Source organism: Paenibacillus sp. CF384 (genome assembly GCF_900106745.1).
Classification (GTDB): domain Bacteria; phylum Bacillota; class Bacilli; order Paenibacillales; family Paenibacillaceae; genus Paenibacillus_Z.
This window is the reverse complement of sequence record NZ_FNNV01000006.1, coordinates 97,488-110,907: the sequence shown is the minus strand read 5'-3', so window position 1 is coordinate 110,907 and position 13,420 is coordinate 97,488. Positions and strand designations below refer to the sequence as shown.

Genomic DNA, 13,420 nt, shown 5'->3' with positions numbered 1-13,420 from the left:
TACAAGTTTGCTTCAAATTGCAATAAAACATGTATGAGCCGTCAAAAAAATGGATATACAAATTAGTATCCGATAGATTCTATGAACTCTACCAAGGGCATAGAGATAAAGTAAGCGCCTAATGTTAGGAGGTTTTGGTTGCATGACAGCAGTCAGACAAGATGCCTGGAGCCCGGATGACGATCTCATCCTAGCCGAAGTGACGCTGCGGCATATCCGCGAGGGAAGCACGCAGTTGGCCGCTTTTGAGGAAGTAGGAGAGCGGATCGGCCGAACTTCGGCCGCATGCGGATTCCGCTGGAACAGCTGTGTCCGCAAACGCTATGAAGATGCGATACAAATTGCAAAGCAGCAGCGTCAGAAGCGGAACTATATGAAAAAACAAACGTACGTTGCAACACCTCATGTATCCGCAATCAGCATGATCGACACAGAAGAGCGTGCATTCAAGAATGATCCGTTGACGGAAGAATCGCTATCCATTGATACCGTTATCCGATTTCTGCGGCAATGGAAAGGTACTTATCAAGAGCTCAATCGCCAGATCAAGACGCTTGAACGCGATCTGCGCGAGAAGGATGAAGAATTATTCACCTTGCGTGAGCTCAATGAAAGGTTGTCGCTTGAAGTCAACAATGCCCAAACGGATTATCGTGCGGTCAATGACGACTACAAGACACTCATTCAAATTATGGACCGTGCACGCCGCTTGACCGTGCTGACAGAAGAAGATGAGGCTAAACCTCGCTTCAAGATGGATGCAAACGGTAACTTGGAACGAATCGAATAGCCGGCTTGATTGCTTGAAGGCGGCTCTCCAAAATCTCTCCGAACCTGCTATAGGTGCGGCGGGATTTTTTAGTTTGCTTCTGTTACGATAAGTTTAATCAGGCAGAGGAGAAATGAGGCAAACCAGTGAGAATGATCATCGTAGGCGCGGGGGCGCTCGGACTTTTATATGGGGCAAGGCTGGCGGATGCTGGAATGGAAGTTGTCTTATTGACGCGATCCGAAGAGCAAGCGAAGATGCTGCGCGAGGAAGGGATCCGGTTGACCAAACGGGATGGCGGGCATTGCCAGGTTCGGGTACAGGCTTCGACGATTGATAGCTATGTTCCGGATGCATTGCGACAAGAGGATTGGATATGGCTGACCGTTAAGCAAGTGCATCTGAGCGATCATCTGCTGCGTCAGCTAGGAGCTATGACCGCTCGGGGTTGTTCCGTTCTTGCGCTTCAGAATGGGATTGGGCATCTGGATTTGCTCAGGAAGGTGTGTCCCAAGGAGCAGCTGAATGCCGCCATAACAACAGAAGGTGCGATGCGAATCGACGAATATTCTGTTCACCATACAGGAAGCGGGACGATTACGTTCGGCAGTTGGCCGAAAAACGAAGAAAAAGCGAGCAAACCTCAAAAAATGTTGTTAAAATCGCTATTTGGTGCAGGAATTGAAGGCAAACTGTCGAATGAGATGGAGAATGTTGTTTACAGGAAATTACTGATCAATGCTGTCATTAATCCACTGACAGGCATATTCGCGGTGAAGAACGGAGAGCTTCCTTCTGAGCCAAGCCGGTTGCGCTGGATGAAAGCTTTGCATGAAGAGAGCGAGCATATCCTTACTCTTGCCGGGATGACGAAGGACGCAGACAGTTGGGAACAGCTGCTTCGCATTTGTGAAGCGACCGCAGGGAACCAATCTTCCATGCTGCGAGATGTACAGGCAGGACGCATAACCGAGATCGATTGGATTAACGGCGGCATCGTGTCGCTGGCCGGGACCATGCAAGTATCTGCACCTATGAATGAAGCCGTCCTGACACTCATTAAAACACTCCAGACGAACTAATAACCGTAGAGAGGGGCGAACCGAGGATGCATTGGATTTGGGAAAGCATCAAGAATGTCTACGCTTTTCTTGCCGTTCTTCCGATTATACCGTTTCTTCTCGTTTATTTTGGTTATGGAGCTTTCACTGGTGATAAGAAGCGTGCATTCAGCACCGCTATGGATGTAACTACGGCACTCCTGATCGGCTGCGTGGCCGTATTGTTTGAAAAAATATTCAACAGTTCATTTGGTATTTATGGGATCTTGCTCGTCCTTCTTCTAATTGGCGGGCTGCTCGGTAACGTGCAGTACCGAATAAAAGGCAACATCAATATGCGCCGTATTATACGCGCGATCTGGCGTCTCGGTTTCTTTCTCATGAGTCTTTGCTACGTCATACTGATGTGTATCGGCATCGGGAAGAGTTTTTTTAACGTGTAATCGTTGTCAGTTGATCAATAAGAGAATAGATGACCGCTCTCCAATTAAGGAGGGTGGTTTTTTTTGACGGTGCGCTTTACGTTGTGTACAATGAATGAGAAAAACCGGACTTATTAAGGTTGATATTTACGAGGGAGAAAGGTAGAGACTATCCATGATAATCGATACGGTTCAGCTGCCTTTCGGACAGCCTGTCACCGAAGCTTATATACATCGAAGTCACCCCGGCGTAGAGGCGCTGTTCGGCAGCCACGCGGCAGAACATACGCACTGGAAACGCAGGATGAGCTGGCTCTCGGAGAATGCACATAAGCGCACGGATGCCCGTCTTCTTGGGGACACGCTTCAAACGTACAATACACGTTACAACAACGAAGCTGCGGTCATGGCGAATATTGACGCGATCCGCTCGGGGGCGCCGGTTATTGTGACCGGTCAGCAGGCAGGCTTATGGACAGGTCCGATGCTCGTCATTCATAAAGCGGTTACGACGATCTCCGCAGCGAAGGAAGCTTCAGCGCGGCTAGGTTCCATTGTTGTGCCGGTGTTCTGGATTGCCGGTGAAGACCATGACTTCGATGAAGTCAATCATGCTTATGTGCGGGGAGAAGCAGCTGCTTTGACCCGATTGGCCGTTCAACGACCGAAAGGTGCTCGCACTGCTGTCAGCAGGACGAAGATCACGCAGGAGACGTTCACGGAAGCTGTACAACTCCTTAGTACTGCATTGCCTGACACATCATTTAAGCCAGAGCTCCTTGAGAAGCTTGGCCAATTCGCGAAACAATCCGAGACGTTGTCCGAATTGTTCGCTTATTTGCTCGGGTGGCTGTTTGGCAGCCAAGGGCTTATTCTGCTCGATGCGGATGATGCGGCCATACGGAAGCTGGAAGCACCGATGTTCGGTCAAATGCTGGCACGCAACGATGAGCTCGAATCGGCATACTTCCACAGCGCCAGCCAGCTTAGAGAGCATGGATTCACGCCTGCAGCGGATGTTACGCAGGGCAGCGCGAATTTGTTTCTCTTCGACGAGGAAGAACGGATTCTGCTGCATAAGCAGGAAGGTCAGTATCGGAATCGTAAAGGCACCAAATCATGGCCTGTAGAGCAATTGCGTGAATGGGCAGAGCATGAACCTCAGCGCTTCAGCAACAATGTTCTGACAAGGCCGATCATGCAGGATTATGTGCTGCCTGTTCTGGCTGCGGTTCTAGGTCCGGGCGAGGTTGCTTATTGGTCGTTGACCGGAGAAGCCTTCAAGGTGTTAGGCATGCAGATGCCGATTGTTGTGCCGCGGATGTCCTTTACGTTGGTAGAAGACAAAACGTCGAAGTATATGTCCAAATACGGATTGTCTTTCGAGGAAGTTGCATTCCGATTCAAGGCCTGTAGAGAAGCATGGCTCAAGGAGCGGGATGAAACCGGCATTGAAGCTGGTTTCGCAGCAGCCCTTGCAGGAATTGAAGCACTCTACGAGCCCGTTAAGGCATTAACCGTTTCTGTTGAGAATGGCCTAGGGGATTTGACGGATCAGAATCTGCTTCGCATCAAGGATCAAATCTCGTACCTTGAGAAGCGAACCATGGATGCGCATGCCAAGAAGTTCGGAGCCGCGCTTCGACAATTGGACTGGATCGCCTTGTCATTATGGCCGGAGGGCAAGCCTCAGGAACGCGTATTGAATATGATGGAATTCTATAATTCATATGGAAGATCATGGATCGACAAATTGTTGGACATTCCCTATGATCAACAGAGCGGCCATCATTTGATTTCGATTTAATGCAAGGACCGACAACTAGAACGTAGAAGAAAGGGTGCTGAAGAACAATGACCGTTAATGCGAAGCAGAACAGTATCGTACGTGATATGGCGCTTGCGCCGGAAGGACACTTGAAAATTGATTGGGTTGCAGCCCATATGCCTGTCCTGAATCGAATCCGCGAGCAGTTCGAGAAGGAGCAGCCTTTTAAAGGACTGAAGGTTGCGATCTCCCTTCACTTGGAGGCCAAAACAGCCTACTTGGCTAAAGTCGTTCAAGCCGGTGGCGCGGAAGTCACGATTACAGGCAGCAACCCGCTGTCCACGCAAGACGATGTATGTGCGGCGCTCGTTGAAGACGGCATCACCGTGTTTGCCAAATACAATCCGGAGCCGGCAGAATACAAGTCTCTGCTAGTTAAGGCGCTTGAAACGAAACCAGACCTAATTATCGACGACGGCGGCGATTTCGTCTCGATCCTCCACGCTGAACGCCCTGACCTTATGGAGAATATTCGCGGCGGTGCGGAAGAAACAACGACAGGTATTCTGCGTCTTAAAGCGATGGAGAAGGATGGTTCACTGAACTTCCCGATGGTTGCCGTGAATGATGCGTTCTGTAAATACTTGTTCGATAACCGTTATGGCACAGGCCAATCCGTATTCGACGGTATCAACCGGACGACAAACCTTGTCGTAGCCGGCAAAACAGTCGTTGTTGCAGGTTATGGCTGGTGCGGTAAAGGGGTAGCGATGCGTGCGAAAGGTCTTGGCGCGCAAGTTATCGTAACGGAGATCGATGCAATCCGTGCAGTAGAGGCTTACATGGATGGTTTCACAGTCCTTCCGATGATTGAAGCGGCTAAGCTAGGCGACTTCTTCGTTACCGTAACGGGCAACAAAGATGTCATTCGGGGCGAGCATTTCGAAGTGATGAAGAATGGCGCGCTTCTGTCCAATGCCGGTCACTTTGACGTAGAAGTGAACAAACCTGAGCTTGACGCACTTTCCAATGGCAAGCGTACAGTACGCCGCAACATTGAAGAATACCAATTGAAAGACGGCCGCAGCATTTATTTGCTGGCAGAAGGTCGTTTGGTCAACTTGGCAGCAGGCGATGGCCACCCAGCGGAAATCATGGATATGACGTTTGCTCTGCAAGCGATGTCGCTTAAATATGTGAACGACAACTATAACAGCATCGGCAAGAAAGTCGTAAACGTTCCTTACGCGCTGGATGAGCAAGTAGCCCGCTACAAGCTTGAAGCGATCGGTACGGGCATCGACAAGCTATCGGATGAGCAGAAGGCCTATCTGGACAGCTGGCAAGAGCATTAATACATTTCAGTAGTAGAAGACGCATGAACATGAGTTCCAATCGGAACCGGTTCATGCGTCTTTTTTCTCCCACAATATGCAACTTCTGGCTTTCTCCCAACGTTTGATAGGTAGGTCGATCAAATGACAAAGAAAAGTGGGGGTTGTCTCATGAACATGCTTCATGGCGGAGGCGCAACAAAAAAGAGAAGCGTCAGATGGTTTATGCTGGTTGGCATTGCAGTCATGGTATGGATGTTGGCGGGTTGCTCTTCGAGCAACAGCGATCAGAATGCGAAGAGCGACGGGTATGCAGGCAGCGCAACTAGCGATAATGCTGCGGCCAGCACGGAGGCAGCGGCGCCGATGGCAGACGGCGATACCGAAATGACCACGTCGTCCTCAAACTCAAGTGCAAATACAGCTGAAAGCGCCGAAGAGCCGCCTGCAGCGGGGATGAGCGACACGGGCAGCAATATTCCGGATGGCGAGTCCAGCTTCACTCGGAAGATCATTTATAAAGCGAACGTGAACATGGAGGTTGAAGACTACGGCAAAGCTCAAACCTCGCTGCGCAATTTGATTCATTTGTCAGGCGGGTATCTGCTCTCCTTCTCGGATAAGAAGACAACCTCCGAGCTGGGCGGGACCTATACCATTAAGGTACCGGCTGCCGGATTCGATACATTCATCAGCGAGCTGGAGAAGATCAAACACGAAGGCTTCGAGAGCAGTGCACAAGGAACGGATGTGACGGAGGAATACGTCGATATGGAGGCAAGGCTGAAGGCTCGCCAAGTGGTTGAAGCCCGTTTGACTGCATTCATGGAGAAAGCGACGAAGACGACGGATCTGCTGCAAATCTCAAACCAGCTCGGCGAAGTGCAAACGGAGATCGAACGGATTAAAGGGCGCATTCGGTATTTGGACAAAAACGTGGAATACTCCACCATCGATCTGAGGATGTATCAGCTGCTGGAGCCTCTAAAGGCTAAAGATGAAGAGGAACAGGGGTTCCTTGCTCGAATTACGGATGCCATGTCAGGCAGCACGAATGTGGTATACGCGTTCATTCAAGGCGTATTTATATTCATTGCAGGGGCTTTACCGGTATTGGCGTTGGCTGCAATCGTAGGTATTCCTTCTTATTTGGCTTACCGAAGCAACCGGCGTAAGCGTCATTCGCATCAGGCAGCCGGCACACTAAAAGTCCCGGCGACTGAGACTGCGGAACCGAATAAAGAGGAATCAGACGTTTAGTAGTCCTAGGAAGCAAACCAAAGAGCTGCATCACATGTCCCCGGCGGCGTGTGGTGTCAGCTCTTTTTGCCGTGTTTGGCTGCTGCCCGCAGCATGCTGAAGGGCAACAGTTATGGCGGTTTTCCTAGCGATCGCAGAGCGTTCCTCCTCGGAAGCTTCCAAGAAGATGGGGTTGCGGAATAGAGCGGTCAGTGCTTCCTCGCTGGCAGCCGCTGCTTGTTCCTCACTGCGAAGTAAATAATGCGTTACTTGATAACAAAGCAGCTCGACCTTGCGAAGAAGCTTGATTTTATAGGTCAAGGCGGAAGTGCCGGTCACAGGCAGGCCCCCTTATGTATGATTCATCCAGCATTTCTTTTCTAGTGTACACGATCCAAAGCACTAAAAAGTTTCAAAATCGTTACAAGGTTAATCCCATGAATTATTTTATTAAATCCTGCTAAAGGAGCAGGATTTCAATGGTTGGTGGCGAATAGTTCAACCTTAGTGGTGGAAAGTGGGGTTAAGTGGAGGATTTGGGGGAAGGGGTGGAGCGGTTCAATGTTTATGGGCGAACATCAGCATAGCATTGACGAGAAAGGCCGCATCATTATCCCGGCTAAATTCCGCGAACAACTCGGAGACCACTTCGTTGTCACGCGTGGACTTGATAACTGTTTGTTTGTTTATCCGCAAAGCGAGTGGAGCTTGCTTGAACAGAAGCTGAAATCGCTGCCCATGATGAAGTCGGATGCACGTGCGTTCTCTCGGTTTTTCTTCTCGGGCGCAACGGAATGCGAGCTCGACAAACAGGGAAGGGTAAACTTACCGAATACGCTGTGCGAATATGCCAAACTAGACAAGGACTGCATTGTGCTTGGCGTTTCGAACCGCGTAGAGATTTGGAGCAAACCGATCTGGGAGAGCTATTTCAAGCAATCCGAAGAGACCTTCAATGATATTGCAGAGAAACTTGTTGATTTTGATTTTAATTTTTAGCTCGCTTGCCCAATCAGTAAGGATGAGCGAGGGGTTTAGAGCAGGGAGGATTACAGCATGTTTCAACACATCACGGTATTGAAAGAAGAAGCAGTAGATGGACTTGCCATTAAACCGGACGGCATCTACGTGGATTGTACACTCGGAGGAGCAGGTCACAGCGAGCTTATCGCATCCAGGCTTGGACCTAAGGGACGACTTATCGCATTAGATCAGGACGACTGGGCACTCGATAACGCGCGCGTCAGGCTGTCCGCTTACATGGATCGTGTCACGCTGGTCAAAAGCAACTTTCGTTATTTAGCGCATGTGCTGAAGGATTTGGGCATTTCCGGTGTAGACGGCGTATTGTTCGATCTGGGCGTTTCCAGCCCGCAGCTTGATGAAGGCGAACGCGGCTTTAGCTACAATCATGATGCGCCGCTTGATATGCGGATGGATCAAGACGGCATGCTGACAGCAGATGATATTGTCAATACATGGGACGAACGTGAAATCTCCCGTATCATTACGAACTACGGTGAAGAACGTTTTGCCAGATCAATCGCTCGTAAAATCGTAGCTGCCAGAGAGCAGAAGCGAATCGATACGACCGGTGAGCTGGTTGAGATCATTAAATCAGGTATTCCTGCCGCTGCAAGGCGGACTGGCCCGCATCCCGCCAAGCGTACGTTTCAAGCGCTGCGCATTGCGGTTAACGATGAGCTTGGTGCAGAAGAGGAAGGTCTTGAACAGACGATAGACGTATTGAATGCCGGAGGACGAGCTTCTGTCATTACGTTTCATTCCCTGGAAGACCGCATTTGCAAGCAGCTGTTTGCGAAATTTGTTGAAAAATGCACCTGTCCAACCGACTTCCCGATGTGTGTTTGCGGCGGAGGCGGCAAGCTTAAGTTAGTGAATCGCAAGCCGATTCTTCCTAGTGAAGAGGAACTGGAGCAGAATAAGAGATCACGTTCAGCGAAGCTGCGCGTTGCCGAGAAATTATAATCGCATAGAAGACAACACACCATAGATGAAGATGAAATAGTAACAGAGAAGGGGAGAGGGAATAGCAATGGCATATGTGAATGGGAATCTGGCGATGCAGCCCAAGCGAAAGCCGGAGCAGCGGCCGCAGTTCCGCGAGACCAAAAAAGTCGTCATCAAACGGAAGTCGCTGCCGGTGCAGGAGAAACTGCTGTACATGTTTACGATTCTCGTTTGTGTGGTTGTAGCTTTCGTCGTGATTTTCCGCTATGCGCAAATCTATCAGATGGAGCTTGAAATCAAGCAATTGACGAAGCAGCATGAGAAGTTGACCGAGGAGGTCGCTTTCTTGACATCTGAATACGAGAAAGCAAATGACCCGGCTAGTATTCGGAAGAAAGCAGCGGAAGATGGCTTGGAGCCGGATGATAATCCGATCAAAGTCAGTGTGGCGGAACCAAAAGCAACGAATGCAAGTGGGAAGAAATAGGTGGCAGCTATGACAAAACGGATACGAATACGAACATTGTTGGTCGGAGGGTTTATCACCCTCCTTTTTCTTTTATTGGTTGGCCGAATCTATTGGGTTCAAGTTGTGAATGCCGACTTCTGGTCGGAGAAAGCCAGGGACGTATGGTCGAAATCGGAGAAGCTTATTCCGGTTCGCGGTACGATTTCGGATCGGGACGGTAATGTACTTGCCATGGATGTTGCGGCCTATACCGTCGCGGTTAATCCGAAGGTCATTCATGACTTGAAGCTGGAAAATGTCATCATTAACAAGCTTAGCGGCGTACTTGGCAAATCGCAGATTACGCTGCGTGAAATTGTCGAGGCCAAACAAAAGAACGGCGAATACTATCAGCAGCGCGAGGTGCGCAAAGAAGGCTGGAAGATTGACAAGTCGGTTGCGGATCGGATTCTCCGTTTCCGAGACCAGCTCGTGGAACAAACCGGCCATAAGGATGTAGGCATCTACTTGATTGATCAACAGAAGCGTTCCTACCCTAAAGGCAGCTTGGCCTCGCATATTCTTGGTTATGAGAACAAAGAAGGCAAGGCTATAATGGGGCTTGAAGCCTCGCTGGATGAGCAGTTGAAAGGTACTGAAGGTGCGATCAAATACGAGCGTGATGGCAATGGTGTCATTCTGGAGGATGGAACCGTCAGCTTTAAACCTTCCGTGGACGGTAAAAATGTAAAGTTGACCATTGATATTGAAATTCAGCACTACATCGAAGAAGCAATTAAAGAAACGTATGATCAATATAAGCCGAAGAGCATCACCGCGATTGCGGCTGACCCGCAAACGATGGAAATTCTCGGAATGGCGAATTTGCCCAATTTTAACCCGAACATGTACTGGACTGCACCGCAAGAGAACTTTTACGATCATTCCATTAAGTCCCTGTACGAACCTGGTTCGACGTTTAAGATTGTGACGCTCGCGGGTGCTGTTCAGGAAGGAATGTTTAACCCGGATACGACCTACAAATCCGGTGCTATTAAAGTACCCGGCGGCACGATCCATGACATAAACAGAGAAGGCTGGGGAACCATCACCTATTTGGAAGGGTTAAAACGCTCCAGCAACGTAGAATTCGTAAAGCTGGGCTATGAAGGGCTAAAGGCAGATAAGCTCAGAGACTATATCAACAAGTTTGGATTTAATCAAAAAACAGGCATTGAGTTGTCAGGAGAGCTGCCAGGACTTGTTCAATTTAAGTATCCGAGGGATATAGCTGCTGCGGCCTTTGGGCAAGGCGGTGTTCAAGTAACTCCGATTCAACAGGTTGCAGCTGTAGCTGCTGTAGCCAATGGCGGTAAGCTGCTCGTACCGCATCTGGTCAAGGAAATACAAGATCCAGTCTCGAAGAAAGTTGAAGTGATCAAACCGCAGGTTGTTCGTCAAGTAATCACGGAACAAACGGCTAAGAAAGTGGATGAATACCTGGAGCAAGTCGTGTCTGACCAAGAGATTGGTTCCGGTCGCAGAGCCTATATCGAAGGCTACCGTGTAGCGGGCAAAACAGGTACGGCTCAGAAGGTTGTCAACGGCCATTATGCGGAAGACAAATACGTGATCTCTTTCATTGGTTTCGCGCCGGTGGGCAATCCGAAGATCGTCCTTTACCTCGTCATGGATGAACCGAATGATCGGTTAGCGTCCGGCGGTACGGTTATGGCACCTGTATTCAAGAAGATCGTGCAACAAAGTCTTCGCCATATGGATGTCGATCCCGTTACCAAAGTGAAAACAACCGCTTCAAACACGCCGAACCAAGAGCAAACCGTCGAAATTCCGAACTTGAATAAGCTGGATTTAACGGTTGCGACCAATAAATTGAAATCGAGTAAGCTCAATTACGAAGTGGTCGGTAAAGGGAAAACCGTCCTGCAGCAAATTCCGAAGGCGGGCACGTCCGTCGGTCCGGATCAACGGATTTATCTCTTAACCGAAGAGAGAACGAAGCTGCCGATTCCGAATATGAAAGGCTTATCGCTTCGTGACGCGATGGAGATGTGCTCGATTCTGCAGATCCGCGTGATGACGACAGGAGAAGGTTTCGTAACCTCGCAATCCTTGGCGAAGCAGGGAGAGAACAAAGTTCTTAAGCTTGTTCTGTCACCGCCGGCGTTGCAAGTCTCCACGCAGTCAGGCGAAGGCGAGGATGCGACAAAAGAAGCAACAGACAACAGCAAATCGGGTACTACTTCTGGGGGATAGGCTTGTTCTAACCCCCTTTTTCTTTGAATAGGCTTGGATTAGGAAACGGTTGGACGAACGTTCCCGTTTTACGAGCTATTCGGAGGGGATGTTAAGTGAAAGTTTCGAGTGTGACGATCAGGCGCAGGCTGTTTACGGCGCTTCTTATTGGCATTCTTGCATTCTTGCTGCTTGCAGGACGTCTGGGATATGTACAGCTGTGGAAAGGCGAGGAGCTGGCAGCCAAAGCGGAGGATTCCTGGCGCAGGGAAATTCCGTTCTCGGCGAAGCGGGGCGAGATTTTGGACCGAAACGGCACGATGCTTGCGTATAATATAAGCTCGCCTACCGTGATGGCGATTCCCGCGCAAATCAAGGATGCAAAGTCGACTGCCGCTCAGCTTGCCGGCGTACTGGATATGTCGGAGGATGTTATCTATACCACGATCAAGAAGAAGCAGATGATTGTTAGTCTTAAACCCGGCGGACGCAAGATCACGACGGAGAAGGCGCAGCAAATTCGGGATCTGAATTTACCTGGCATTGTGGTAGCCGAAGATAACAAACGCTACTATCCACTTGGAAGCTTCGCTTCGCATGTGCTCGGATTTACCGGTATTGATAATCAAGGCTTAACCGGAATAGAAGCCAAATATGACGATATGCTGGAAGGCATCAATGGGAATATTTCCTTCTTATCGACGGCCGGGGGCAAGCAAATGCCCGGTTCAGGCGATACGTATTTGGAGCCCAAAGACGGACTTAATCTAGAACTGACGATAGACAAGCAGATTCAAACGATCATGGAACGGGAGCTTGACCAAGCCATGGTCAAATTCCAGGCCGATGACATCATTGCCATCGCCATGGACCCTACGAACGGAGAGATTCTCGGAATGGCCAGCAGGCCAACCTACGAACCGGACAAATATCGCGATGTTGATCCGGCCATCTACAATCGCAATTTGCCGATTTGGATGACGTATGAGCCGGGGTCCACTTTCAAAATTATTACGCTGGCAGCTGCTTTGGAAGAGAAGAAGGTCAATCTCACAAGTGAGCATTTCTTTGATCCGGGTGCAGTTGAAATTGGCGGGGCAAGGCTGCGCTGCTGGAAGAAAGGCGGCCACGGCAGCCAGACCTTCCTCGAAGTCGTACAAAATTCGTGTAACCCGGGCTTCGTTGCGCTCGGTAACAGACTTGGCAAAGAGAAGCTGTTCGATTATATTAAGAACTTCGGCTTCGGTAAGAAGACCGGCATTGACCTCGGCGGCGAGGAGAACGGTATCATGTTCAAAATGAGCCAGGTCGGACCCGTAGAGCTTGCGACTACTGCATTCGGTCAAGGGGTGTCGGTTACACCGATCCAACAGATCACGGCTGTTTCGGCAGCGATCAATGGGGGTACACTTTATAAACCGCATGTCGCCAAATCATGGATTAATCCGGAGACAGGCGATACCGTAAGCACGGTACAGCCGGAAGTCGTTCGAAACGTCATATCCGAGAATACGAGCAAGCAGGTGCGAGAAGCGCTTGAGAGCGTCGTAGCCAAAGGAACAGGACGCAATGCGTTCATAGACGGCTATCGCGTCGGCGGCAAGACAGGTACAGCCCAGAAGGTTATTAACGGCCGTTATTCTCCGAACGAGCACATCGTTTCTTTCATCGGCTTCGCTCCGGCGGACGATCCGAAGATAGTGGTCTATGTCGCAGTCGATAACCCGCAAGGCATTCAATTCGGGGGCGTCGTTGCCGCACCGATCGTACACAACATTTTGGAAGATGCACTGCCGTACATGGGCGTTGCTCCGCGGAAGGATCAGCTGAGCAAGGAGTATAAATACGGGGAGACACCGATCGTGGAAGTGCCGAATCTCATCGGTAAGACCGTCTCCGATATCTATGAAGATTTGAATATGAATTTCACCCTTACCACGGCAGGGAGCGGAGACACCGTGATCAGACAGTCGCCTGCTGCCGGTACGCGAGTCGATCGAGGGTCAACCATACGGATTTATTTAGCAAAAGACGATGATGAAAGCTCTGTTCGCTGACTATAATGAGTATAGATAGATGAAGTAGGCCGCGACCCAATTTTGCTGCTTCTTCATAGGCGGCCCTGCGCAGATTTGATCTGCTCACGGGAGGG

The 13,420-nt window shown here is 49.8% G+C and carries 12 protein-coding genes; 11 read left to right on the top strand and 1 reads right to left on the bottom strand.

The window, feature by feature from the left end; translation table 11 throughout:
* The first annotated feature begins 142 nt into the window (after positions 1-142).
* The 6 genes from BLW29_RS12345 to BLW29_RS12320 all read left to right on the top strand — a co-directional run bounded on the left by BLW29_RS12345 (position 143) and on the right by BLW29_RS12320 (position 6,614).
* Positions 143-790 (top strand): RsfA family transcriptional regulator, encoded by a 648-nt coding sequence (locus BLW29_RS12345; protein WP_090979848.1) that lies wholly within the window; start codon positions 143-145, stop codon positions 788-790.
* A gap of 131 nt (positions 791-921) precedes the next feature.
* Complete coding sequence (locus BLW29_RS12340; protein WP_090979846.1) at positions 922-1,851, top strand: ketopantoate reductase family protein; 930 nt, start codon at positions 922-924, stop codon at positions 1,849-1,851.
* Positions 1,852-1,877: 26 nt separating this feature from the next.
* Positions 1,878-2,273, top strand: coding sequence for a DUF3397 domain-containing protein (locus BLW29_RS12335; RefSeq protein ID WP_090979844.1), 396 nt, complete (start codon positions 1,878-1,880; stop codon positions 2,271-2,273).
* A 154-nt stretch (positions 2,274-2,427) separates the two neighbouring features.
* Positions 2,428-4,059, top strand: a complete 1,632-nt coding sequence (bshC, locus tag BLW29_RS12330; protein ID WP_090979843.1) for a bacillithiol biosynthesis cysteine-adding enzyme BshC — start codon at positions 2,428-2,430, stop codon at positions 4,057-4,059.
* Between the two features lie 47 nt (positions 4,060-4,106).
* Positions 4,107-5,375, top strand: a complete 1,269-nt coding sequence (locus tag BLW29_RS12325) for an adenosylhomocysteinase (RefSeq protein WP_090979841.1) — start codon at positions 4,107-4,109, stop codon at positions 5,373-5,375.
* A 150-nt stretch (positions 5,376-5,525) separates the two neighbouring features.
* On the top strand, positions 5,526-6,614 hold the full coding sequence (locus BLW29_RS12320; RefSeq protein WP_177186602.1) for a DUF4349 domain-containing protein: 1,089 nt from the start codon (positions 5,526-5,528) through the stop codon (positions 6,612-6,614).
* A 30-nt stretch (positions 6,615-6,644) separates the two neighbouring features.
* Here BLW29_RS12320 and BLW29_RS12315 read toward each other — a convergent pair whose 3' ends face one another.
* The gene (locus tag BLW29_RS12315) at positions 6,645-6,932 is read right to left on the bottom strand and encodes a hypothetical protein (protein ID WP_090979837.1); all 288 of its coding nucleotides are present in this window, start codon (positions 6,930-6,932) and stop codon (positions 6,645-6,647) included.
* Positions 6,933-7,154: 222 nt separating this feature from the next.
* Here BLW29_RS12315 and mraZ point away from each other — a divergent pair, with 222 nt between their 5' ends.
* The 5 genes from mraZ (at position 7,155) to BLW29_RS12290 (ending at position 13,325) form a co-directional block, all read left to right on the top strand.
* The gene (gene mraZ / locus BLW29_RS12310; protein WP_090979835.1) at positions 7,155-7,592 is read left to right on the top strand and encodes a division/cell wall cluster transcriptional repressor MraZ; all 438 of its coding nucleotides are present in this window, start codon (positions 7,155-7,157) and stop codon (positions 7,590-7,592) included.
* A 57-nt stretch (positions 7,593-7,649) separates the two neighbouring features.
* Positions 7,650-8,582, top strand: coding sequence for a 16S rRNA (cytosine(1402)-N(4))-methyltransferase RsmH (rsmH, locus tag BLW29_RS12305; RefSeq protein ID WP_090979833.1), 933 nt, complete (start codon positions 7,650-7,652; stop codon positions 8,580-8,582).
* A gap of 67 nt (positions 8,583-8,649) precedes the next feature.
* Positions 8,650-9,051: a cell division protein FtsL gene (gene ftsL, locus BLW29_RS12300; protein ID WP_090979831.1), complete on the top strand. Its 402-nt coding sequence runs from the start codon at positions 8,650-8,652 to the stop codon at positions 9,049-9,051.
* A gap of 9 nt (positions 9,052-9,060) precedes the next feature.
* A complete protein-coding gene (locus BLW29_RS12295) occupies positions 9,061-11,289 on the top strand; it encodes a penicillin-binding transpeptidase domain-containing protein (protein ID WP_090979829.1) in 2,229 nt (742 codons plus the stop codon).
* Between the two features lie 95 nt (positions 11,290-11,384).
* Complete coding sequence (locus tag BLW29_RS12290) at positions 11,385-13,325, top strand: stage V sporulation protein D (RefSeq protein ID WP_090979827.1); 1,941 nt, start codon at positions 11,385-11,387, stop codon at positions 13,323-13,325.
* Positions 13,326-13,420 lie beyond the last annotated feature (95 nt).

Bases quoted from the DNA above. Each gene is read 5' to 3' on its own strand.
- ftsL (WP_090979831.1), top strand. From the start codon at position 8,650: ATGGCATATGTGAATGGGAATCTGGCGATGCAGCCCAAGCGAAAGCCG.
- BLW29_RS12320 (WP_177186602.1), top strand. From the start codon at position 5,526: ATGAACATGCTTCATGGCGGAGGCGCAACAAAAAAGAGAAGCGTCAGA.
- bshC (WP_090979843.1), top strand. From the start codon at position 2,428: ATGATAATCGATACGGTTCAGCTGCCTTTCGGACAGCCTGTCACCGAA.
- mraZ (WP_090979835.1), top strand. From the start codon at position 7,155: ATGTTTATGGGCGAACATCAGCATAGCATTGACGAGAAAGGCCGCATC.
- rsmH (WP_090979833.1), top strand. From the start codon at position 7,650: ATGTTTCAACACATCACGGTATTGAAAGAAGAAGCAGTAGATGGACTT.
- BLW29_RS12345 (WP_090979848.1), top strand. From the start codon at position 143: ATGACAGCAGTCAGACAAGATGCCTGGAGCCCGGATGACGATCTCATC.
- BLW29_RS12325 (WP_090979841.1), top strand. From the start codon at position 4,107: ATGACCGTTAATGCGAAGCAGAACAGTATCGTACGTGATATGGCGCTT.
- BLW29_RS12295 (WP_090979829.1), top strand. From the start codon at position 9,061: ATGACAAAACGGATACGAATACGAACATTGTTGGTCGGAGGGTTTATC.
- BLW29_RS12335 (WP_090979844.1), top strand. From the start codon at position 1,878: ATGCATTGGATTTGGGAAAGCATCAAGAATGTCTACGCTTTTCTTGCC.
- BLW29_RS12340 (WP_090979846.1), top strand. From the start codon at position 922: ATGATCATCGTAGGCGCGGGGGCGCTCGGACTTTTATATGGGGCAAGG.